17 protein-coding genes and 1 pseudogene are annotated in these 22,737 nt (G+C 46.6%); 5 read left to right on the top strand and 13 right to left on the bottom strand.

What is annotated here, in order from left to right; all coding sequences use genetic code 11:
- Positions 1–64 precede the first annotated feature (64 nt).
- Complete coding sequence (locus ACFSUF_RS16715) at positions 65–2,572, top strand: O-antigen ligase family protein (protein ID WP_377604509.1); 2,508 nt, start codon at positions 65–67, stop codon at positions 2,570–2,572.
- A 114-nt stretch (positions 2,573–2,686) separates the two neighbouring features.
- The gene (locus tag ACFSUF_RS16710) at positions 2,687–4,351 is read left to right on the top strand and encodes an S-layer homology domain-containing protein (protein WP_377604508.1); all 1,665 of its coding nucleotides are present in this window, start codon (positions 2,687–2,689) and stop codon (positions 4,349–4,351) included.
- Between the two features lie 59 nt (positions 4,352–4,410).
- Here the strand turns inward: ACFSUF_RS16710 and ACFSUF_RS16705 are convergent, their stop codons facing one another.
- The 10 genes from ACFSUF_RS16705 to ACFSUF_RS16660 all read right to left on the bottom strand — a co-directional run bounded on the left by ACFSUF_RS16705 (position 4,411) and on the right by ACFSUF_RS16660 (position 13,995).
- Positions 4,411–6,516, bottom strand: a complete 2,106-nt coding sequence (locus ACFSUF_RS16705; RefSeq protein ID WP_377604506.1) for a methyl-accepting chemotaxis protein — start codon at positions 6,514–6,516, stop codon at positions 4,411–4,413.
- 168 nt (positions 6,517–6,684) lie between these two features.
- The gene (gene groL / locus ACFSUF_RS16700; RefSeq protein WP_377604504.1) at positions 6,685–8,313 is read right to left on the bottom strand and encodes a chaperonin GroEL; all 1,629 of its coding nucleotides are present in this window, start codon (positions 8,311–8,313) and stop codon (positions 6,685–6,687) included.
- A 93-nt stretch (positions 8,314–8,406) separates the two neighbouring features.
- Positions 8,407–8,688 carry a co-chaperone GroES gene (gene groES / locus ACFSUF_RS16695; RefSeq protein WP_377604502.1) on the bottom strand — a complete coding sequence of 94 codons (282 nt, stop codon included), beginning with the start codon at positions 8,686–8,688 and terminating at the stop codon, positions 8,407–8,409.
- A gap of 236 nt (positions 8,689–8,924) precedes the next feature.
- Positions 8,925–9,575 carry a DUF559 domain-containing protein gene (locus tag ACFSUF_RS16690; protein ID WP_377604500.1) on the bottom strand — a complete coding sequence of 217 codons (651 nt, stop codon included), beginning with the start codon at positions 9,573–9,575 and terminating at the stop codon, positions 8,925–8,927.
- Between the two features lie 342 nt (positions 9,576–9,917).
- Positions 9,918–10,733: a twin-arginine translocase subunit TatC gene (gene tatC / locus ACFSUF_RS16685; RefSeq protein WP_377604498.1), complete on the bottom strand. Its 816-nt coding sequence runs from the start codon at positions 10,731–10,733 to the stop codon at positions 9,918–9,920.
- A 136-nt stretch (positions 10,734–10,869) separates the two neighbouring features.
- Positions 10,870–11,136, bottom strand: coding sequence for a twin-arginine translocase TatA/TatE family subunit (locus ACFSUF_RS16680; RefSeq protein WP_377604496.1), 267 nt, complete (start codon positions 11,134–11,136; stop codon positions 10,870–10,872).
- A gap of 113 nt (positions 11,137–11,249) precedes the next feature.
- A complete protein-coding gene (locus tag ACFSUF_RS16675; protein ID WP_377604494.1) occupies positions 11,250–12,257 on the bottom strand; it encodes a molybdopterin-binding protein in 1,008 nt (335 codons plus the stop codon).
- Positions 12,247–12,747 carry a MogA/MoaB family molybdenum cofactor biosynthesis protein gene (locus tag ACFSUF_RS16670; protein WP_377604491.1) on the bottom strand — a complete coding sequence of 167 codons (501 nt, stop codon included), beginning with the start codon at positions 12,745–12,747 and terminating at the stop codon, positions 12,247–12,249. Before ACFSUF_RS16670 ends, ACFSUF_RS16675 begins: the two co-directional genes overlap by 11 nt.
- Before the next feature lie 60 nt (positions 12,748–12,807).
- Positions 12,808–13,293 (bottom strand): cyclic pyranopterin monophosphate synthase MoaC, encoded by a 486-nt coding sequence (gene moaC / locus ACFSUF_RS16665; protein WP_377604489.1) that lies wholly within the window; start codon positions 13,291–13,293, stop codon positions 12,808–12,810.
- A gap of 81 nt (positions 13,294–13,374) precedes the next feature.
- Positions 13,375–13,995, bottom strand: coding sequence for a 5-formyltetrahydrofolate cyclo-ligase (locus tag ACFSUF_RS16660; protein ID WP_377604487.1), 621 nt, complete (start codon positions 13,993–13,995; stop codon positions 13,375–13,377).
- Positions 13,996–14,149: 154 nt separating this feature from the next.
- Here ACFSUF_RS16660 and ACFSUF_RS16655 point away from each other — a divergent pair, with 154 nt between their 5' ends.
- Positions 14,150–16,084 carry an ABC-F family ATP-binding cassette domain-containing protein gene (locus ACFSUF_RS16655; RefSeq protein WP_377604485.1) on the top strand — a complete coding sequence of 645 codons (1,935 nt, stop codon included), beginning with the start codon at positions 14,150–14,152 and terminating at the stop codon, positions 16,082–16,084.
- 10 nt (positions 16,085–16,094) lie between these two features.
- Positions 16,095–16,400 carry an NlpC/P60 family protein gene (locus ACFSUF_RS16650; protein ID WP_377604483.1) on the top strand — a complete coding sequence of 102 codons (306 nt, stop codon included), beginning with the start codon at positions 16,095–16,097 and terminating at the stop codon, positions 16,398–16,400.
- Between the two features lie 316 nt (positions 16,401–16,716).
- Here the strand turns inward: ACFSUF_RS16650 and ACFSUF_RS16645 are convergent, their stop codons facing one another.
- Together ACFSUF_RS16645 and ACFSUF_RS16640 are read right to left on the bottom strand one after the other, a co-directional pair.
- Positions 16,717–17,730, bottom strand: coding sequence for a glycosyltransferase family 2 protein (locus ACFSUF_RS16645; protein ID WP_377604481.1), 1,014 nt, complete (start codon positions 17,728–17,730; stop codon positions 16,717–16,719).
- Positions 17,731–17,757: 27 nt separating this feature from the next.
- Complete coding sequence (locus tag ACFSUF_RS16640) at positions 17,758–19,446, bottom strand: DUF6044 family protein (RefSeq protein WP_377604479.1); 1,689 nt, start codon at positions 19,444–19,446, stop codon at positions 17,758–17,760.
- Between the two features lie 183 nt (positions 19,447–19,629).
- On the opposite strand from ACFSUF_RS16640, the gene ACFSUF_RS16635 reads away from it, so the two are divergent.
- The gene (locus ACFSUF_RS16635) at positions 19,630–21,501 is read left to right on the top strand and encodes an LTA synthase family protein (protein WP_377604477.1); all 1,872 of its coding nucleotides are present in this window, start codon (positions 19,630–19,632) and stop codon (positions 21,499–21,501) included.
- 687 nt (positions 21,502–22,188) lie between these two features.
- Here ACFSUF_RS16635 and ACFSUF_RS16630 read toward each other — a convergent pair.
- Positions 22,189–22,737: pseudogene (locus ACFSUF_RS16630) on the bottom strand (hypothetical protein); the annotation flags it as partial.

Below are 22,737 nucleotides of genomic sequence, written 5' to 3'. Positions count from 1 at the left end.
TCCGACAATCTGTGATAAAATTTTTACTTGAAATTCATCACAATTTTTCCAGAAGGGGCTTGTTATGAACACAACATTGGATTACCGATCCGGCCGTCCAGAATTGCAAAAGCCGGTAGAAGAAAAGTCATCGATTATTTATTGGTGTGTCATGGGATTTATCGGACTTTTCTTATTTATTGCTCCCTATTACGCGGGATTATTTAACGGGGACACCGTGTCGTATGAGAAACCGATTTTCTCTGCGTTAATTTGGGCTTCCATCATTTTGCTGCTTGTCGGATTGTACTTCTTCTATCACTGGAATTTTCATTCTACTAGGGACTTGTTTAGCATAGCCATTTGGCTAATCCCTGGAACATATATAATCAGTTTGATGAATGCAGCTTCTCACCACTTTGCGATCATGTCTGTTTATATCAACGTAATGTATGCGATTTTCTTCATTATGGGACTTTATTTTGCCCAGAGACACTTAGGTGCCTCGTTGCTCCAACGTATGTTTATCTTGTCCGGATACGTAGTTACCTGGTTTGGTCTGCTTACTTTCTTCGGTAATCATTATTATCGTGATGCGGTGATGTTGGAGCAAGGGATCCGTCTTACGTCGGTATTTCAATATGCAAATGCTTATGCTGCATTCTTGATGGCCGTATTGTTCTGCGGTGCATTTATGGTGGTTCGTTCCACGAAGGCTTCCAGTATTCTGTTTCATGGCTTCATGCTTGTACCTGTAATGCTGTCTTTTCTTCTGACTTTATCCCGCGGCGGTATCGTTGTAACTCCTTTTATTATACTGTTGATCCTGCCGTTTCTAACTGTACATAGACAGATACTGTTTATACTTCACCTTACGGTTGCCGGGATTCTCTCTGTAGCAATCTCTTCTAAAATAACTTCCATCGGTCTTGAGATCGCTAATAAGGTTCTACCTACTGTTCAGGGTAAAACAGCTGAGACTTATTCCATCATTAACTCCTTATCTATTGCGGGTTGGTGGCGTGTAATCCTAATGTCGGTTGTTGCGGCGGCTGTCTCTTTTGCCATTCAAAAGTTTGCAGCTCCATGGCTAGAGAGTAAATTGAAGCGTATATCTTCTCTTAAGTATTCGCAGATCGGTGTTCCTATTGCGGCTGTTGCTTTAGGAGGACTCGGAATTTTCTTATTATTTGGTAACAGCGGGTTTGTCAAAGTTCTGCCGGAGACGATGCAAGTTCGGATTCAGTCTATTAACTTTAATACTCATAGTGTATTGGAACGGGAAACCTTTTATCGCGATGCAGTAAAGATTATTAAAGATTATCCGGTGTTTGGAGCTGGCGGCGGCGGTTGGTCAGCTTTATATCAAAAATATCAGAACAATCCTTATTCCAGTAAACAGGCGCACAATTTCATTTTGCAGTACCTTGTAGAAGTAGGCATCGTTGGCTTCCTGGTGTTTCTCGGGTTTCTAGCCTGGGTAATATTTACCTATGTGAAGAATTACCTAAATAACGAAGAAGATGAAGCCTTTACGAAGGCCAAAAAACATACTCCTCTCAAGGATTTACATTTCGTATTTTATATCATTGCTGTTACTCTATTGGTTCATAGTGTGATTGATTTTGAAATGAGCTATGTTTACATGGGCTGCCTTTTATTTATTAGTTTAGGAGCCATGGTCTCAAAAACAAAATCCCTCCCGAATACATTTAAGGAAAAAGTATCCAACCCTAGCGTGAGATGGATTTATCCTTCAGTTGTCAGTTTGTTATCTGTAGTATTCATGTTTATGTTCATCAGTAACTTATCGGCGAACAATACGTTCAGCAGTGCTATGGGTCTTGTCAGTCAACAGCGTCCGCTGCAAGAAATCATGGTTCCCCTAGACAAGGCAATTGAGCGCCAGCCAACCAATCCTTACTTTATAAACACTAAAATTGATTTCGTTCAGCAGGCCTACACTCAAACGCAGCAAGCCGAATATTTGGCACAAGCCGAAAAATTAATTGAGAAGTTGGAACCTTTGGAGCCTCATGACCGTCTATTATTCGAACGTACATATAGGCAGGCCCAACTTGTGGGTGATCAAGAGAAAGTAATCAATGTAATAAACAAAGGTCTGGTAGATTTCCCTTGGGAAATTAGTCTCTATGAGCGTAAAGCGGAAACTTTATTTACTTTCTATTTGACAGAGACTCAAAATACCGGTAACCCTGACAATGATAAGCTGAAGCCAATATTTGAAGTCATGGATGTGGTGCAGGCAAAAACTAAGGAACTAGAAAAACTGCCGAAGGAACAGCTTCGAGGCCGGGTATTCGGAATTACTCCCTCTCTAAGTTTAACGAAAGCTAAAATAGAGTTTACCCATAAGAACTACCAGGGAGCTATTGATCTGATCAAACCTTCCTTATCAACGGACTATACAAATGGTTTAAACCGCGTTATGGCTAAATGGTATCTTGCTGCCACTATCAAACTTGGGCAAAAAGACACGGCAATCTATGATACATTACTTGCAAATACTACGGAAGATACACGTAAGCAAGAAGAGCAAGAGATTCAAAACCTAGTTAATCTAGTAAAATAATCACGAACTATTAAGTTAACACCTAAATTTTGGGTTGTTAATTATATATTGATAGTGGTAGAATTAGTTTTGATTATTATCATGTTTACCAATTGAAGGAGGTGAAAGAAAATAATGGTAAATAAAGGCAAACAAAATTTAAAGAAGGCATTTAGGAGGGAAACAACCTTGTTTAACAAAGCACTACTTAAGAAGACTTCCGGAGTTCTAGCATTTCTAATGCTGCTTACGGCGCTTGCGCCTGTTCTTGCTTTTGCTGCAACTGGTTTTAAAGATGATGTGAAATACGATACTGTTACTAACAAAGTCAGCGGTACTGTTTATTACACTGATGGTGATGTATCAGTTGGTCAATCCGTATACGTAAACGTTTATGACGAGAACAAAAATGTTCTTGGCGTTGTTTACGCTAGTAAAGTTGGAGATTCCGTATATGGAAATACATATTACGCCTTTAACGACGTAATCAAAACTCCAAATACAGGTAAAATCCTCTTGAACCCGTTCATTTGGAAAACTGTAGATGAAAGCGTCTATTCCGATGTTTATAAAGAAATCTCGGTTACCAATAACAACGGTGGCGGCGGTATCATCATTATCCCACCTACTGCTCCTGGCACAATCGTTGTTACTGACAACGTAACTTCCAGCGAGTTGACTAACGCATTCAAGAACGGCGTAACGAAAGTAACTGTGAAATTCTCCGGTGACTCCGTTACTCTTCCAGTAGATGCTTTGAAAGAAGCTGCTAAGATCCCCGGCGCTACTCTTGTAGTAACAAACGCTAACGGTTCTTACATCCTTCCTCTGGCAGCACTTGATTTCAACGCTCTAGCTAAGAAGCTTGGCGAAGATCTGAAGTCCATTAAAGTGACTATCAAGAAACTGTCCGATGCTGATGCAAAAGCAGGTCTGGATGCTGCAACAGCTCAAGGTCTGAAAGCAGCAAGCGCGCTTGTTGACTTCAACATCGCTGCTGTAGGCGCAACTAAGACTGCTGATGTAACTTCTTTCGGCAAAACTTATGTGAAACGCACAATTGCTATTACTTCCGGAACAGCTAAGTCCGCTACTGTTGTTCGTTGGGATGCTGCCGCTAAGAAATGGGTATTCGTTCCTTCCACAATTGGTACAACTGAAGCTACGTTCCAACGTACTGGTAACAGCGTTTATGCAGTAGTAACAGCCAACAAAACTTTCTCCGACCTTGCAAAACACTGGTCTAAAGCTGAAGTTGAAGTACTGGCTAACAAGCTGGTAGTTGAAGGCGTAGCTGCTGACACGTTTGCTCCTAACCGCAATATCACTCGTGCTGAATTCGCGGCACTGGTTGTACGTTCCCTTGGTCTTGACTCCGTAACTACTAACACTTACGGTGTTGCTGCCAACACTTACAGCTTCACAGATGTTGTAGCTGGCAAATGGTACTCCGCTGACGTAACTTCTGCTGCAGCAACTGGTATCATCGTAGGCGACGGTAAAGGTAAATTCAAACCAGACGCTCTGATCACTCGTCAAGAACTGGCAGCAATGGTAGTTCGCGCGATGGCTTACGCTGGCAAAGAAGTGAAACTTACTGGTGCTGAGCAAGCAAGTGCACTTGCTTCCTTCACTGACGCTAAGAAATTGACTTGGGCGAAAGCTGAAGTAGCTGTAGCAGTTAAGTCTGGCGTAGTTCTTGGATCTAATAACAAAATTAGCCCAACAGCTAACGCTACACGTGCTGAAGCAGCTTCCATGCTGAAACGCTTCCTGACTAATGTTGGTTTCATCGAGTAGTAAGTGAATGAGAAAGCCCGGAACCTTTGGTTCCGGGCTTTTTTGTATTCCTATCTCTCTTACACCTTAAACTTCGATACCATTTCCAACAGCTCCTGAACCATGTCGTTCAGATGTGCCGTAGAGGCCGTAATCTCCTCCATCGTGGCTAACTGTTCTTCGGAGGCGGCGGCTACGTTCTGTGAGTTTTCGGAAGTGCCTTGGGCGATGTGGGTGAACTGTTCCACGGTGGCAAGGACTTGTTCAGAACTTGCACTCATTTGTTCGGCTGCTGCAGAGACTTCCTGGACTTGCGAGTTTACGTGGTTCATCTCGTCCAAAATGGCTCTAAACAATTCCCCGCTTACCGCTACAATATCGACACCTTTGCTAACTTCAACTGCTCCCTGCTGCATTGTAGCCGCAGCTTTGCGGGTTTCGGATTGAATTTCTTCAATCATTTTCGCAATTTTCGCAGAAGCATCGCCGGATTGTTCCGCCAGCTTTCGTACTTCCGAAGCTACAACAGCAAAGCCTTTTCCATGTTCACCCGCACGTGCAGCCTCAATAGCCGCGTTTAGAGCAAGCAAATTCGTCTGAGCGCTAATATTGCTGATTACATCGGTAATCTGCCCGATCACAGACGACTGCTCGTTCAGCTTCTGAATAATCTCAGTGTTCTCTTGGACATTTTGATTGACCACTTCCATTTGTTCGATAGCTTGTTGAATATTTGTATTACCTGCCGTCGTTTTGGCGGTTACATCGCTGGCGGATTCCGAAACGAGCGAAGCTGATTCAGCAATTCGTGAAATCCCGATGGCCATATCGTTCATCGACCTTGCCGTCTCCCGGGCATCATTTTCCTGAGCTTCCGAACTAGCCGCTACTTCCTGTATAGAGGAAGAAATCGTTTCGGCTGCCTTACCGGTTTGTTCCGCGCTTGCTGTCAATTGTTCAGAAGTCGCACCAAGAGACATGGAGTGTTCAGTTAAGGTTCGGATCATGTTGCGCAGGTTGTCAATCATCGTATTGAAATGCCTTGCCATAAAGCCGAATTCATCTTCATTTTTCACTATCAGCTTCCCTGTAAAATCCCCTTTCGCCATATTTTCAGATATCACAATGACCTCTTGCACCTGGCGGATCACAAAATATCGAATGATCCAAAAGATGACAGCCCCCAGAATAGCTAAAGCGATTATGGAAATGGTCAGGGATAACGCCAAGCTTTGATAATACGTATCTAAAATATTCTTTTTAGGTATAACGGACTCTATGTACCACGGTGCATCCACGCCTTTGATCGCAATGGGAACGAATACGCGCAGTGTGTCTTTGCCCCCTATATCGTTGGCATAACCGGAGACTTTGCCTTTTTTGACTTCAGTCCAAAGTGCCTTCTTAGCAGATGTAGTTGTGTATGGCTTTGATATCAATTTGCTGGAAGACCCGTTCGCTACATAGAGTCCGCCTGCGGAAATCATGGTCGTGTAGCCGCCTTTCGGCTTTAATTTCTCGATATTTTTCTGCAGTGTATTCAATGCGATGTCCCCGCCGATAATACCTACAAATTTATTGTTCACATCCGTAATCGGCAGCACGATGGAAGTCATTAAGGTATCGACCCCGCTCACAGGATATATATAAGGCTCGATCCATACGGTTTCTTTGGTTTTCTTCGGAATTAAGTAGAAGTCCCCCGCCCCTTCTTTGTCGTAGTCCAGGGTGGGTTCGGCCCGGATTTGTCCGCCGGCGCTCGATAAGTATGGAACAAAACGCCCCGTAGCATCATCGTAAGGATGTTTAAGCACCTCACTAGCATCTTTTCCGTCAAAAGCATTCGGTTCCCATACCGTATAAACGGCGATCAGCTGATCATTCATCGACAGCTCGGACCGGAGCATCCGCACAATCTCTTCCCTGCTTAAAGCATTTGTTGTCCTAGCAGTTTTCATCACGTTCCGGAAGGTATTCAGTTTCTCTTCCACTTGCGTCAAATTCGCTTGTACATCGGCACTCAGATGGCTCGTTGTGTTTTTGGCATCGGACTCTCCAATTCGAACGCTGTTCTTATAAATTAAATTCAAATTAAACCCGATGATACTGCCAAAAGCGACGATCAGCAGCAATCCGATCATAAATGCCAGCTTAAATGTTAATTTCCTGTTGGTAAACCACTTCATGTAATTCCATTCCTCTCCATGTCTATAGTCTCATAAACTATATCGGCATTTCGACATGGTTCGATAAATTTTTTAAGAGAAATTATAGTCCATTGGACTCGCAGAAAATAAAAAAACCTTCCGTAAGTTAGATAACTTACGGAAGGTTCTATTTAGTGGAATGATGGATTACATCATGCCGCCCATTCCACCCATGCCGCCCATGTCTGGCATAGCTGGTTTGTTAGGCTCTGGCTTATCAGCGATGACCGCTTCAGTTGTCAGGAACATAGCTGCTACGGAAGCTGCGTTTTGCAGAGCGGAACGAGTTACTTTCGCAGGGTCAACGATACCTGCTTCGATCATGTTCACCCATTCGCCGGTAGCAGCGTTGAAGCCAGTGCCTGAGGATTCTTTCTTCAGGCGCTCAACGATAACGGAGCCTTCCAGACCAGCGTTAGCTGCGATCGTGCGAACCGGCTCTTCCAGGGAGCGAAGGATCAGGTTAACGCCTGTCTTTTCGTCGCCTTCTGCTTGAACTGCAGCAACTGCGGCAAATACGTTCACCAAGGCAGTACCGCCGCCGGCTACGATACCTTCTTCAACGGCAGCGCGAGTTGCGTTCAAAGCATCTTCGATGCGCAGTTTACGCTCTTTCAGCTCAGTTTCAGTCGCAGCGCCGACTTTGATAACTGCTACGCCGCCAGCCAATTTAGCCAGACGTTCTTGCAGCTTCTCTTTATCGAACTCGGAAGTAGTCTCTTCCAGTTGTGCTTTGATTTGGTTTACGCGTGCGGAGATGTCAGCCGGTTGGCCGTTTCCGTCTACGATGATGGTGTTTTCTTTAGTTACGCGAACTTGGCGAGCGCGTCCCAGTTGCTCTACAGTAGTGGATTTCAGATCCAATCCAAGCTCTTCTGTAATCACTTGGCCGCCTGTAAGTGCAGCGATATCCTGCAGCATTGCTTTGCGGCGGTCGCCAAAGCCAGGAGCTTTTACCGCTACGCAAGTGAATGTTCCGCGCAGTTTGTTTACTACCAGAGTAGCTTGTGCTTCGCCTTCTACATCTTCAGCGATGATCAGCAAAGGACGGCCTTGTTGTACGACTTTCTCAAGCACTGGCAGGATTTCTTGAATGTTAGTCAGCTTCTTGTCTGTGATCAGGATGTACGGATCTTCCAGAACAGCTTCCATTTTGTCAGTGTCAGTAATCATGTATGGAGAAATGTATCCGCGGTCAAACTGCATACCTTCTACCACTTCAAGCTCAGTAGCGAATCCACGGGATTCTTCTACAGTGATAACGCCGTCTTTGCCGACTTTATCCATAGCTTCAGCGATCAGTTGACCGACTTCATCGTCAGCAGCGGAGATGGCAGCTACTTGTGCGATTTCTTGGGAAGTTTGGATTGGTTTTGCGATGTTTTTCAGTTCTTCTACAGCTGCACGAACCGCTTTGTCGATCCCTTTGCGAAGAACCATTGGGTTAGCGCCTGCAGTAACGTTTTTCAGACCTTCGCGGATCATCGCTTGAGCCAGAACTGTTGCTGTAGTTGTACCGTCGCCGGCTACATCGTTAGTCTTAGTTGCTACTTCTTTAACCAGCTGAGCACCCATGTTCTCGAATGCATCTTCCAGTTCGATTTCTTTGGCGATCGTAACACCGTCGTTTGTGATCAACGGGCTGCCGAATTTTTTCTCAAGAACGACGTTGCGTCCTTTAGGTCCCAAAGTTACTTTTACTGCGTTAGCCAGAGCATCTACACCACGCAGCATGGAGCGGCGTGCGTCTTCACTGAAACGGATTTCTTTTGCCATGAGGAAATGCCTCCCTAAATTATATTATTATAGTGAGCCGCCGTGTCGGACAGCTTATGTGTGCTTTCCAGTGCCTAAGTAGGTTACGTTCGATTAACCAAGTAAGGCAAGAATATCGCTTTCGCGCATAATCAAAAGTTCGCGGCCTTCGAATTTCACTTCGGTACCGGCGTATTTGGAGAAGATTACACGGTCTCCCTCTTTCACTTCTAGAGGAACGCGTACGCCATCTTTCAGAGTACCTGCGCCTACGGCAACAACTTTACCCTCTTGCGGCTTCTCTTTCGCTGTGTCGGGCAGAACGATACCGGACGCTGTGGTTTCCTCCTTAGCAACGGCTTCAAGTACTACGCGATCTCCTAACGGTTTAATCATGAGAAATGTGCCTCCTTCAAATTTGGTTAATTTGGTTTTGTGAAGTGTGTCGGATTTTGTTAGCACTCAATTCGGTTAAGTGCTAATAACAATTTTTATAATACGGAATTTCTCATCAGTTTTCAAGTGCCCATAGGCATTTTTTATAAAAATCTTCATATTACGGGAGATGCCCCGGGTCAACCTTCATCATTCTGTCCAAAATTTGGGGGGATATGCTTGGTTACATGCTTAGGTTAGCTTAGGCGGTAGGAGGTTGTCCGTTTGTTGGGTGCGACTGGGAGTAGGAGTCCTTCTTGTGCGAAGCGTCGCAGCCAGTTGGTGGCGGTGCGGGTGGTGATGTGGAATTCTTGGGTGAGGTGTCTGCTTTCGATATGTCCGTCGTTTCTGGAAGCCAGCAAGATGATTAACCGTCTTCTCGCTTCCCACAATTGTCCTGAGTTATGGGAAATCTCTCCGTGAGCTTGAGACCAACTGTAACCAATTGCTTGTGATATCGCACGCTGACATGTAATAGGATCTCGTGAAACCTGGGTTGCAGCAAAACGAAGGATGGTCCATCCACTGAGAATTAATTCGTTTTGTCGAGACAAATGATCTTCAAAATCTCCAATAGACAAGTTTCGTGCATGGGTTGTATACCCGTCTATCTCGATTACTAACCGCACACCGCTTCGAACATACACATAATCGGCAAAGCGCTCCCCATTCTTAGAATCTTTAAACGGATATTCCGCCTGCAGCCCGGTGAAGTTGTATTTCATTAACGGCCCCCATAATTCGTCTAAAAAGATGATTTCAGCCTTGCCTAATTTGTTACGATACTGTCCTCGTTCTGTTAATTGGCGTTCCATTTTTTGAACAAATTCCTCGGTTAATGGGTGCATTGTATGACCTCCTTTGAATGACAAAAAGCACACTGCTCCTCTGTTGAGGTCAGTGTGCTTCACTTAGTAACATTATAATGGATTTAATAGAATAAGCTAGTGTGTTTCTATGCTGTATAAAGTGTTACGGTAATGAGTTACCTTGTGCTGTTGTCTGATTACTCTATTTGTGGTTTTTTGGAGGTGCTTGGAAGAACATCGACCGCGTTTTTCCTTATAGTGTACGAGTAAGAGCATGATAAGGAAAATCGCGGTCGAACTTTATTACATGACATTAAATTTACCAAGTTTAACGTAATCACACAGCAGAATAGCGTAAATGATTACCTAGGCGGTTCCCATCTAGCTCACAATATCTCCGCCACGGGACGGACCCGTGCGAGTTTGTTCATGGCGGTGCTGCTCTTCCCCATACTCTTCCTCAAACTCGCGTTCCTCGGCAAGCTGCTTCCGGTAGATCATGCCGGACAGGAGCACGCTGAATTCGTACAGCAGCAGCAGCGGAATGGCGACCAGGATGTCGGAGATGAAGTCCGGCGGTGTAACGACGGTGGCTACGACGATCAGGATGAAGTAAGCGAATTTCCGGATTTTGCGCAGGACCCGCGGGTTCAGGATCCTCAGCTTCGTCAGGAACATGACGACGACAGGCAGCTCGAACAGCAGTGCCAGCGGCAGGACAATATTGAACATGAAGGCAAAATATTGTGAGATCCCGTACATCTCATTTAACTCCAAATTGCGGGTTACAGAAGATGTAAAGTTAAAAGCGAGCGGAAAAATGACGAAATAGGCAAAAGCCATTCCAGCCAGAAACAGGATCACTGCAATCGGAATGTACCGCAGCGTAGCGGAACGTTCGATCGGACGAAGCCCCGGGCTGACAAACGACCACACCTGGTATAATATCACCGGCAGTGTGATCACGAGGGCAATGATGAACGCAAACTTCATATACATGCTGATCCCGTCCCATGGAGAAAGGGCGTTCAAATTAATCGTACCGACGGGAATCGAATCCATCAGATATTTAATAATCGGTTCTGCAGCAAAGAAACCGGCAATCATAGACAATACCAACACTGCCAGTACCCGGATGATCCGGGTTCGGAGCTCCGTTAAATGATCCACCAGCGACATTTCGTCCATGTGGCTCATATGTTTTCACCTGCCTTCTTCACGTGACATAACAATCCCCTTCCACGGACAAGGCGAACCGTCCGGCAAACTCGGGCTCAGGCGAGCGGGGTTCGTCCGTCGTAATCGTCTCAAGGAAGGGGAGTATCGGTTATAGTTATTCCGGTAATCTACGGTCTTTGTTTGTATTCTCGCTGTGGCTGGCTTGCGAAACTACTTCAGCATCGAGCTTCTGTACATCATTGCGGCCGACTTCACGGCGGCGAGGTTCGTTATCGTCATCCATAATGTCCTTAGCGCCCTGCTTGAATTCGCGGAGCGTTCTGCCGAAAGCACGGCCCAGTTCAGGCAGCTTGTTCGGCCCGAAAAGCAGTAAAGCTACAACTATCAATAAAATAAAACCAGTCGGTCCTATGCTACTCATATCAATTCCTCCATGAACCTCAAATTCATTGCTATTCTCCCATTGTATCCGATTTCCTGGAGAAAAACATAGATTTCATGATTTTGTAACGATTAAAATTTACCAATGAACAGTTAACAACCGTGCATCCCGCCGTACCCAAGCTCCGTAATTTCCGGCCGTTCGATGATCTCGCCTGCGCAGATTCGCGGCAGCAGCACGTCAAACGAAGTATAGGGGTCATGCATAACGCAGCCGGGCAATCCCATTACAGGGACTCCGTCGAGATAGGCCATCATCAGCATGGATCCGGGCAGCATGGGCGTGCCGTAGCTGACGATCTCCGCCCCTGTCTGCTTAATCGCTCCCGGTGTGCGGTCATCCGGATCGACCGACATACCGCCGGTGACAAGAATCAGCTGACAGCCTTCCTCCTTAAACCGGAGGATTTCCCCGGCAATCTGCCCGAGATCATCTGTAGCGAAACGCTGCTTTATCACCTCAGAGCCGAACGCAGCTACTTTCTCCTTCACGATCGGGCCAAAACGGTCCTCAATCCGGCCCTTAAACACCTCGCTGCCGGTGGTCAGAAGTCCGACTTTTAGAGGCTGAAACGGTTTTACTTGGATAAGGCTCGAGGAGGAGCGGTGGTTCCCTGCTAGTCTCTCAACTTCCGATATCTTTGACTCTTCCACGATTAGAGGAATCACCCTCGTGCCGACAAGTGCCTGACCCGGCTGTACAACGGTGTTCGTCTTCACTGTAGCCATGGCGATTTCGCCCAAAGCATTCACTTCATCTATGAAAGATTTATTGATCTTGGCTAAACCATGGATGGACGATTTCAGCGTCACTTTCCCTTCATGGGGCTGCGACAGCTCGATATTCGCCCCCTGGATCGCTTCAGCCATCCGCTGCGCCGCGTCGTCCTCATGCAGATATCCCTGCTGAAGATCCAAAATATAAATATGCTCTTTCCCGATGTTCAGCAGGTTCGGCAGATCTTGCTCGGTGATGACATGTCCTTTACGAAAAAGACGGCCCTTGAACTGCCCCGGAATAATCTGGGTCAGGTCATGGGCCAATACCATGCCGATGGCGTCTTCTACTTTCACTTCCCGCAGCATGGACTCACGCTTCATGAGAATGCTCCCCGATCCGCCCGGTCAAAATCTGCAGCGCATGCGGCAGCTGATCCATAATGACGGCCAAATTCTCGGCAACGCCCTTCGGGCTGCCCGGCAGGTTCACAATCAAAGTCTGCCCGCGCAAACCGCAGATGCCGCGGGAGAGCATAGCCCGGCGCGTCTTCTCCATCCCGGCCATGCGCATCGCTTCCGCCATGCCCGGCACTTCCCGGTCGATGACTTTCAAGGTAGCTTCCGGCGTAACGTCCCGTACGCTGAGCCCGGTACCGCCTGTTGTAAAAATCAAATCGGCTTGATAATACTCCGACATTTCGATCAGCGCCGCGCTGATTTCGTTCATTTCGTCCGGCACAATCCGGTATTCTACGATTTCGCCCTGAAGTTCCTCTTCTACAAGCTCGCGGATCACTTGAGCGCTCGTATCTTCCCTCTCCCCGCGCGACCCCTTGTCGCTGGCGGTTAGAATAGCCACTTTCCAACTCATGCGTTTTCCCTCCCCTGAAGATTCGAGCTGCAAGTTTACGAAGTGAGTGATATGCGTATGTCAGCTGCCTAGCCGATAATCCCCATTCTTGCCGCCCGACTTGGCTGTCAGCAGGGTAGGCCCGATGACCATATCCTTCTGAACTGCTTTACACATATCATAGACCGTTAATGCAGCGGCAGAGACGGCCGTTAAAGCCTCCATCTCCACCCCGGTCTTCCCTGTCGTTCTCACAGTTGCTTCTATATAAAGTTCGTTATTCCCGTTATCGTCAAAAATAATATCGATACCCGTCAGCGGCAGCGGATGGCACATGGGGATCCAGTCAGAGGTTTTCTTGGCTGCCATAATGCCGGCTACTTGCGAAACCGCAAGCACATCGCCTTTGGCAATGCCTCCCTGCTTAATCAAACCCAGCGTTCCCGGATGCATCGTTACCGTAGTTCGGGCTGTTGCCTCGCGCTTCGTGATCTCTTTCTCCGATATATCCACCATGCGGGCGCGTCCTTGTTCGTTAAAATGCGTGAACCCCTGTTCGGAACCCATAAGCCCGGTCCCCTTTCATTGTAGAATCTTCCTACAAAATTTGTGACTTTGTCCACATTGTTTCATGCCCGAACAGCCTTGTCAACCGGGTGTTGAGAAATTGTGAAAATGGTAGGATTTCCTTTCCGTTATTACCATATTCACAACGAGATCGTGAGCTTCGAAAGGTACCTTTTCGACCAGCTGCAGTTCATAAGCCGGTGCGGCCACGGGAAATAGAAGGCCCGAAGCTTTTACTTTTTCCATAAAACGGTCATAATACCCGCCGCCCATCCCCAATCTTCTTCCCGCAGCGTCGAAGGCCAATCCAGGCACTAGCAGCAGACCTGCTGAGAGCGGCTCGGCGAGCCGGGTTGATGGCAACGGTTCGCGGATACCATAGCGTCCCTTTTGTACGTCATCATAACTATTAATGTAATGAAAGGTCATATCCCTGGTCGAGGGCTCAACCTTAGGCACTGCAGCCGGGATTCCGTTGGACCAGCAATGCTCTAGAATCCCCGTCACATCCGCTTCGCCCGGCATGGGCATAAAAGTAAACAGTGTGGAACCGGGCTTCATTATGGACACAACATCCCTAATCACACGTAAGCAAATTTCCTCCGATTTCGAGGCATGCTCCTCCGCTGTCATGGAAGCGCGCAAGGTTCGGATGCGGGTTCTTGTTATTTTTTTGAGTTCGTCTATAGTCCAATCGCTCATCGTGTGCATTCCTGTCCGGATAGTATCGTTATAGTTTTATTTTAGCATGAGAAAAGCCTGTCCGTATTGTACTTTAAAGCCGAATGCTGTCGCAACCGGGCGTAAATTCATGTAAACTTGAGATATAAGCATTTTATTAGGGGGAAAACCAAGCATGCTGCTTCAAGCGAATGCCATACAGAAAAGTTACGGCGTCAAAACCGTACTTACGAATATATCGATACAAGTGCAGGAACGGGAACGGATCGGCCTGGTAGGCGTGAACGGCGCGGGCAAGTCGACTTTCCTGAAAATTCTCGCGGGTGAGATGAGTTACGACAGCGGGGAGATGTTTAAGGCCAAGGAAACGAAAATCGGATATCTGGCGCAAAACAGCGGGCTTCAATCGGACAGGACGATTTGGGATGAAATGCTGCATGTGTTTGCTCCTTTGCTTGCGGTTGAGCAGGAACTTCGGGAGTTGGAAGCCCGGATGGCGGAACCGGAAGTGCTGGCCGATGAAAAAGAGTACGATGCAACCTTAAAGCGCTATGCTGCGAAGTCGGACTGGTTCCGGGAGCAAGGCGGGTATGAAATTCAGGCGCGGATCCGGGGAGTGCTGCACGGGATGGGGTTTGGGGATTTTGCTCCGGACACATTGATTCACACGTTAAGCGGTGGACAGAAGACGAGATTGGCTTTGGCGCGGATTTTGCTCCAGTCACCGGATTTACTGATGCTCGACGAACCTACCAACTATCTGGATATTCCAACGCTGACTTGGCTGGAGGGGTATTTGAGGTCCTATCCCGGCGCGATCCTTGTGGTGTCCCATGACCGGTACTTCCTGGATGCGTTAGTCGGCACGATATATGAAATTGAGCGTCACCAGTCTAAACGCTATGCCGGGAACTACACACGCTATATGGAATTGAAGGCGGCCGAATACGAGATCGAAATGAAAATGTACGAGAAACAGCAGGATGAGATTTCGAAGCTGGAGGATTTTGTACAGAAAAATATCGCCCGCGCCTCTACGACCAAACGTGCGCAAAGCCGCCGGAAAGCGCTGGAGAAAATGGACCGGATGGACAAGCCTATGGGTGAGTTGAAGAAGGCTCATTTCTCTTTTGAAGTGGAGCAGACGACCGGCCGGGATGTGTTATCGGTGCAGGATTTGTCGGTTGTGTTCGATGGCGGGCGGAAGCTGTTCGAGCATGTGGGATTTGATCTGAAACGCAGCGATACGGTGGCCTTAATCGGTCCAAACGGGATTGGGAAGTCTACTCTATTGAAATGCCTGGTTGGGCAGCGGGAGCCTTTTGCGGGAAGTATCCGTTGGGGGGCCAACGTGAAAATCGGGTACTACGATCAAGAACAGACTGGGTTAAATCCTACTAACACGGTGCTGGAAGAGCTTTGGGGCGCTTATCCTCATTTGGAGGAGGCTCGGATTCGTACGGTGCTGGGGAACTTCTTGTTCAGCGGGGAAGATGTGTTGAAACGCATTTCGGCGCTCAGCGGCGGGGAAAAAGCACGGGTCTCGCTGGCGAAGCTCATGCTGCTCAAGGCTAATGTGCTGATTCTCGATGAGCCTACGAACCATTTGGACCTATTCAGCAAGGAAGTGCTGGAAGCTTCGTTGATGGATTTCGACGGCACTTTGCTTTTTATATCGCATGACCGGTACTTTCTGAATAAAATGGCGGAACGGATTGTAGAATTAACCCCGAGCGGCGCGAATCATTTCCTGGGAAATTACGACGAATATTTGGAGAAAGTGCAGGAGATTGAGGAGCTGAAGGCGGAAGAACAGCAAAAAATAGCGAATGATAAGCCAGCCAAGGCTTCAGACGCTGTCGAAAAGTCGGGCAATTATGAACAGGACAAGCAGGCAAAGCGCGAAGAGCGGAACCGTCAGCGCAGAGTCGAGCAATTGGAGCAAGATATTACCCGGCTGGAGGCGGAAATTGCTGCTTTTGAGAGTGAACTCACCAAGCCGGAAGTGTACAACGACTATGTCATGGTACAGGATATTACCACCAAACTGGAAGAAGCGAAACAGCAGCTGGAGTCAGTTTTTGCGGAGTGGGAGGGTTTGGTTGGGTAGGTAGTTTGGAGTGTATGCTAGATGGAGTGGAGCCGTTGACTTTGGTCGACGGCTGAAAGTCGTTACCATATCCCAAACGTTTCGGCGCATAACCGTAACGGTGCCTCAAGCACCCGGTAAGGGCGACCTGCTCTTCTTTGTCCCTGAAAGGTTCCCCTCAAACGACATTCCGGGCCACGTTGGAATTTATATTGGGGAAGGGAAGATGATTCATTGCTTACCCTGTTTAATTTGTAGTCTAGAACTTTATTTACTTGGTCTAACACTTTATTTGCAAAATAAAAAGTCGCGCTGTCGGGTTCGTCGACGAGCCTGATCTCCGGCGGTTTGGCCATTACCGTTATCGGCGGCCTGTTCACCTCGACTTTGCTGGCGCTGGTTGTCATGTCAGTCATCTATCAGCTGGCTTGGGGAAAACGCAAACCGCAGGAAGTGGAGCATTTTTAATAGATCAAGCTTAGGGTACACGTCATTTGCTAGAAGGCTATCTCGCCAAGGGATGGTCTTCTTTACGCCGGAATCAAAAAAATCGAACCCACCACAGTCAGCTTTACAGGCAGCGCCGCTGTCCAAGGTAAATGGACCCCAACTGAGCTGCGCCCATGGCAGGGATAGCAGGACTCGTACCTGCATTATGCTCTTGGTATTGACGAAGCGCCTTCTGAAATTGGCGAACGGAGAACGGGCTCGAACATAATGGAATATAAATCAATGTCGACCGCATATTTCGGCCTGCATTTGACCTCGATAAAGATTTTTCCAATATATTCCCCAATAATACCTATTCCGAGCAGCTGAAGACCTCCCAGAAACCAAATGGAGATCATGAGTGAAGTCCATCCTGCTTTTGTTTCTCCGAACCACTTTTGAATGAGTGCGTAGGCACCTGCAACGATACTCACAATAAGTAAAACAAAACCAACAGAACTTACGAAACGGATCGGAACCACGCTGAATGATGCGATTCCATCTAATGCAAATGACAGCATTTTTCTTAAACTGTATTTAGAACGTCCCGCAAAACGCTCTTTTCGATCATAATAAACCTTCGTCATCGTGAAACCGATTAATGGCACGATACCCCGCAGGAATACATTCGTCTCACTGTAACGGCATAATTCCAATATTGCACGTTTGGACATTAATCGGAAATCTGCGTGATTGGGAATCAATCGGATACCAATCCGGGTCATTATCCGATAAAAAGCCAGTGCCGATGCCCGTTTAAACCAAGTATCGGTTTTTCGGCTGGCGCGTACGCCGTAAACGATATCGAAGCCTTCGTGGAACTTGAGCACAAAATCACGTATGACGTTGATATCGTCCTGTAGATCGGCATCGATTGAGATGACACAGTCGGAGTGAGCGCACGCAGCTTCCAAACCCGCAAGCACCGCTTTTTGGTGCCCGAAATTCCGGGCCAGCTTTAGGCCGGTGATTTCCGGATGATTAGCATGTTCAGTTGTAATCATTGACCACGTCCGATCCTTGCTTCCATCGTCTACAAACAACAGCTTGCTGGTTAACGCTATTAGCTGCTCTTGCATTAAATGATTGAGAACCCCGCGCAATTCCAGGAACGTTTGTACAAGCACTTCCTCCTCGTTATAACAAGGGACGACAATCGTGAGTACCGGTAGTTTCATCGAGAGCAAGCCTCCCTCCCAGATTTATTAAATCACCTCGTATACGTAGATACGCCATGCGGAATTTCGGTTATCAAATACATTCAGCAGTCTTAAACGATTGGCGCTTGAATTCATTATCGGAACGGAAGAGAATAGAAACCTGCCGCCCATTTCTTTAAATTTGTTTGTATCGAGCTGCAAATGGCGAATTTTTTTCTTTGAGTTCTTCCGGTAGTCATATTTCTTTCCGAGTTCGTCGACAAATATATAGCACCTTCCACCCCACGTATCAAAATAGGTTTTCAGCTTGGAGTTTTTGTCCAATTCCTTTGCTATTATTTGACGAAATCGGTGTTTGTATGATAGCGGATAGAAGTTATTGTAGGTGTCCAACGTGTAAAAACCGTTATATTGTGCAATAGCCGGGTGCAGCCCGATACTCGCTACCCGGTATTCGTTCATCGGCAATCCGATTGTTTCGCGTATGTCCGTGAATTGATTGACGGCATAAAATTGGCGGAAGGTCGGAGCATTGATGCTGCGGTATACGATTTCCTCATTGGACATAAACAGCACGATCATTTGAAGAGAGAGGGATCCAATCGCAACCCGTCTGCCTAAACGCCCCATTCTCCACAGGATCGTACAACCCAATGCGAACCCGGCATAGATGATTAAAGGGCGAAGAAAGTGAAATCGCGCGAAATTAAAAGTGTTCAGCAGGCTGATTTCTTCCTTCAACGGCTGCCATGCCTTGTGAAACCAGAACGCGTACCAAGTCGAAAGCCCAAGGTTTATTACAAGCAGAAGGAGAAAAGCCCGTTCAGTCCGATCCCGGTTTTTTCGCAATGCGGTTATGAAAAAAACGGTTATGGTTATCGGCAAAATGACAAAGCTATGAATGGTTGCCACATGGTGGTGTCCATAAATGAAATTTTTAAATGTGAGTCGTACGCACCGCCATAATCCTAAACGTGAAGACAAAAACTCATTGCGGCTTGTCGCATCGTTTAATACAAGGGAATAAACAAGTCTGTAGTCAATTAAGAGAAACATTCCGGTCATAAAAGCAATACTGCTTAGAAAAACCGGATTCAAATCCCGTTTGACGATCAGATCCCTGAACCAAAGCACACCGATGGCAAACAAAAAGAAAAAAAAGCCAAGCACTAGACTCGCATAAAACGGCAGAAGAGCGAGGGTTAACCATTCCCGCCACGAAGATCGGCGCGAGCGAATATTCAAAAATGCCCATAATGCCAGCGGATGACCAAGCGTACTCAGCATACCGGACGGCCAAAACGGGGTAATAGCAAAGGCGGCCGCCACAAAAACCCGGATCGGCCAAGTTTCCGGCTCCTTCACCAAATGTGCTTTCAGAAGCAGATACATTCCGATAAAAGCAATAATACGCGTGATGGTTTGACTAAGCGCATAAGCGAGCATCGACGGGAATAGCGCGTGAAGGAGCACGATACCGCTAAATTCGGTACCTAACGCATTTCGCGGTAAACCGTTGATAAGCTGAGGAATGGTTGCATTCACACTGCCGAACCATTCTCCGCTTTGGACAAGAACCTTGTACCAGGCAATATTCGAATCCAGATTATCATGTACTCTAATATGTGCGTTTTCACCAAGGATAAACAACGGTGATACATAACTGGCTATCAACAATAATGCAAACGCGATAGCTTTTGATTCTGCGGTCGACTGCATCGTTTGTTGGGTCATGGTCCCTCCGTAAACATTAGGAGCTTGATCCTGTTATTATTCCTAAGGCGAGATATAACATACTCTTCCAGAAGTGTCACGAGACACCAACTGTCCCTTTTTATGATTACCATAAAGCAGGCTGCATATTTTGAGAAAAAATGTCAACCCTAAATGCTAGTTCTTTTAAGGGGGAGAGTATCTTTGAAATACTTACCGGATTTAAAACGCCATGCGTTAAAGCATGCTTTATTATATTTGGCTGTACTCATGATTTGGTTAAAAACATACCTCACGCACCGTTTTCACTTTGACCTTCCCGTCTCAGGTTGGTATCAGGAACTTATTCTTTTCATTAACCCGGTCAGCTCCATATTGGTAATGCTAGGTCTAAGCTTAGCGTTTGTAAGAAACCGTTCTTATATCGCAATTCTTATTGTAAGCATGATGTCTGGTTTTCTCCTTTTTGTTAATATGCTTTATTACCGGTTTTTCAATGATTTCATAACCTTGACGGTATTGCTTCGGTCTACTCAATTAAGTCAATTGCGAGGGAGCATATTGGATCTTTTGCGACCGTCGGATTTTCTTGTATTCGTTGATTCTATGATATTATTCATATTGATATATCGTAGTAACAGACGCAGTGTTGGCGTCAGCCGAACCCATATTATCTGTATGATTACGTGTGCCGTTATTCTGTTTTCGTTAAACTTGAAGATGGTGGATAAGATTCGTCCGGATTTACTGACCCGTACTTTCGACCGCCAAATCGTGGTGAAAAATATCGGCGCTTTCAACTATCTCGTGTGTGATACATTGATCACGGCAAGGATAAAAGCTAAAATCGTTTCTGCAGGTAGTAAAGACTTGGAAATCGTTAAAACCTATGTAGAGTCTGCGCCCAAAGATGTTTTGGATCCTAAAATGTACGGTTTGGCTAAAGGGCGTAATGTATTTCTGATTTCAATGGAATCCGTGCAAAGTTTCGTGCTTGAAAAGAAAATATTTGATCAGGAGATTACACCTTTCCTAAACGACCTTATAAAAAACAGCTTTTATTTTGATCAGTTTTATCATCAAACGGGGCATGGCAAAACCTCTGACGCTGAATTTATCATCGATACCATGCTCTACCCGCTGCCAAGCGGAGCCGTATTCTTTACGCATAGTCAAAACAGTTATTACTCGCTACCCAAGCAGTTGAAAAAGAATGGATATTACCCGGTTGTTTTGCATGGGAATAATAAGACATTCTGGAATCGCGATCAAATGTACAAAACCATAGGCTATGAGCGGTTTTTTTCAGCAGAGGATTATAACATTACCGAAAAAAACTCTGTAGGGTGGGGACTTAAGGACATTCCTTTTTTTGAGCAATCTATGGATAAGCTTCTTACATTGCCGCAGCCTTTTTACGCAAAGCTCATCACGCTGACGAATCATCATCCCTTTGAGCTGAATCCTGAGGACAGGCTGATCCCGCAATATAATTCAAAATCAAAAACGTTAAATCACTACATAGAAACAGTACGATATACGGATGAAGCCTTAAAACACTTTTTCAAAAGAATTAAGGCTGCGGGGTTGTATGATAATTCAGTCTTTATACTTTACGGGGACCATTATGGAATATCAAAGAAACACCGTAAAGCGATGGCTGAATTTCTGGGAAAAGAAAAGCTAACCGCTTTTGATCATGTACAGCTGCAGCAAGTTCCTCTGGTTATTCACATTCCCGGCGTAAAGGGAAGAAAAATGAGTGTGGTTTCCGGGCAAATCGATCTTAAGCCGACAATACTCCATTTGTTGGGCAGCGATTCCGTGCAGGGCTTAGGTTTTGGAAATGATTTGTTTGCTTTAAATAAACCGCAATTTGCAGTCCTTAGGGACGGCAGTTTCGTTACCGAGCATTATATATACACAGGGAATAAGTGCTACAGAAAACCAAGCGGTGAAAAAACGGATCCGGTATTCTGTGAACCCTTTCGAAAAAAACAACAAAATCATCTAAGATACTCCGACAAAATCATTTATGGAGATCTGAACCGATTCCTGATGCATGAAAAAAGCTAGGATAGCGTCAACACGTAAGGCGCTGGTTTTTTCAAATCCGCATAAGTTCTGCATAAAAACTCTAGCGGCTTTAAGGCTAGCTTGAACAATTCGAATTAGGGGCTCAAAATCAACAAGCTAATAATTTATACACGAATTTGGCGAAATCCACACAACAACTTGTTGATCAGGCAAGCACACGAGTCCTGCAAATCGAAAATGAAGAGCATGAGTACAAATGACGCCTTCGGGCACCTATTCTTTTTGCTTTTCATTCTTAGGTTTGTTCGGTTGTAGGGCTCCCGCTCATGGTCTTCCCTCTGTTTTCGGAGCAACTCATCCTTGAGCTCCTGAAGCGCTTGAAAATCACCTTTCAGATTTGCAAGCTCGCAATCCGCAGCTTCCTTCTCTTTTATCAATTCAGTCACCTGCTGCCAAACTCAAGGAGTTTTAAGTTTACTACTTCAACAAAATAATAAAAAACAGGGCAATCGGATTTCACCTAATCGCCCTGTTTTATAATGTAACCTTTTTGTGGCGCGAGTAAGTTGAATTGGCTTACCTGGACTAGTAACTTTTGTGTGTACGTGTTTGTGCGCTGCGAAGGCTCGGTGCAGGGTAGCCATGTCATGTAGGCAACTAGAACCAAGCTGATGCTAGTACGACACATTTACGAAAGTAATTGAGTAGCTAGAAGACAAGTTCGATCTATTCCGGTTCCACCGGAGGTGGTGCCGGCAAGTAGCGCTGAGTTGTCGAAGCGGACTCGTCCATTTGGAGGAGCAGCATCGGGACTGCGACGTAAACGATCAAGGTCGCTGCGGCGACAACACCCGAGTCATTGACGAGGAGCACCGCCAAGGCGCCCACGGTGTTGGCCGTGAACCCGTGCATATACCACGGGTAACGGTCCTGCCATCCGCGGAATACGCCGCGGGGGCGGAACACGATCACAGCTATGACAATTAGGCTGGTGATCAGCACTTTGCTCCAGGCCGAGACGTTGATCAAATGCCAATTCATCTGAAGCTTGCGCAGGATGATATTGGCGATTTGATCGAGACGGCCCTCCTGGAGCAGCTGCAGCGCGCGCCCAATGTGGCTCTGCTGTGCTGCTGCCGTCGGCGGCAGCAGTACAGCGTTGAGGAGCCACAGCAGGGCTAGCGCTGCAGCGCCCGAGGCGGCTGCGGCCAGCAGCAGCCGCCAGGCGCGCGCGCGCGGGGCGCCGGCGCGGCCCGCGCGAGGCGGCAGCGCCGC

The organism is Paenibacillus gansuensis, from assembly GCF_042684925.1.
GTDB lineage: Bacteria > Bacillota > Bacilli > Paenibacillales > DY6 > Paenibacillus_N > Paenibacillus_N gansuensis.
Note: the sequence above shows the minus strand (reverse complement) of the source record. Positions and strands in the feature narration are given on the sequence as shown.

Bases quoted from the DNA above. Each gene is read 5' to 3' on its own strand.
- groL (WP_377604504.1), bottom strand. From the start codon at position 8,313: ATGGCAAAAGAAATCCGTTTCAGTGAAGACGCACGCCGCTCCATGCTG.
- ACFSUF_RS16680 (WP_377604496.1), bottom strand. From the start codon at position 11,136: ATGAGTAGCATAGGACCGACTGGTTTTATTTTATTGATAGTTGTAGCT.
- moaC (WP_377604489.1), bottom strand. From the start codon at position 13,293: ATGGGTTCCGAACAGGGGTTCACGCATTTTAACGAACAAGGACGCGCC.
- ACFSUF_RS16705 (WP_377604506.1), bottom strand. From the start codon at position 6,516: ATGAAGTGGTTTACCAACAGGAAATTAACATTTAAGCTGGCATTTATG.
- ACFSUF_RS16710 (WP_377604508.1), top strand. From the start codon at position 2,687: ATGGTAAATAAAGGCAAACAAAATTTAAAGAAGGCATTTAGGAGGGAA.
- ACFSUF_RS16675 (WP_377604494.1), bottom strand. From the start codon at position 12,257: ATGAAGCGTGAGTCCATGCTGCGGGAAGTGAAAGTAGAAGACGCCATC.
- ACFSUF_RS16715 (WP_377604509.1), top strand. From the start codon at position 65: ATGAACACAACATTGGATTACCGATCCGGCCGTCCAGAATTGCAAAAG.
- tatC (WP_377604498.1), bottom strand. From the start codon at position 10,733: ATGAGCCACATGGACGAAATGTCGCTGGTGGATCATTTAACGGAGCTC.
- ACFSUF_RS16640 (WP_377604479.1), bottom strand. From the start codon at position 19,446: ATGACCCAACAAACGATGCAGTCGACCGCAGAATCAAAAGCTATCGCG.
- ACFSUF_RS16655 (WP_377604485.1), top strand. From the start codon at position 14,150: ATGCTGCTTCAAGCGAATGCCATACAGAAAAGTTACGGCGTCAAAACC.
- ACFSUF_RS16690 (WP_377604500.1), bottom strand. From the start codon at position 9,575: ATGCACCCATTAACCGAGGAATTTGTTCAAAAAATGGAACGCCAATTA.
- ACFSUF_RS16645 (WP_377604481.1), bottom strand. From the start codon at position 17,730: ATGAAACTACCGGTACTCACGATTGTCGTCCCTTGTTATAACGAGGAG.
- groES (WP_377604502.1), bottom strand. From the start codon at position 8,688: ATGATTAAACCGTTAGGAGATCGCGTAGTACTTGAAGCCGTTGCTAAG.
- ACFSUF_RS16660 (WP_377604487.1), bottom strand. From the start codon at position 13,995: ATGAGCGATTGGACTATAGACGAACTCAAAAAAATAACAAGAACCCGC.
- ACFSUF_RS16670 (WP_377604491.1), bottom strand. From the start codon at position 12,747: ATGAGTTGGAAAGTGGCTATTCTAACCGCCAGCGACAAGGGGTCGCGC.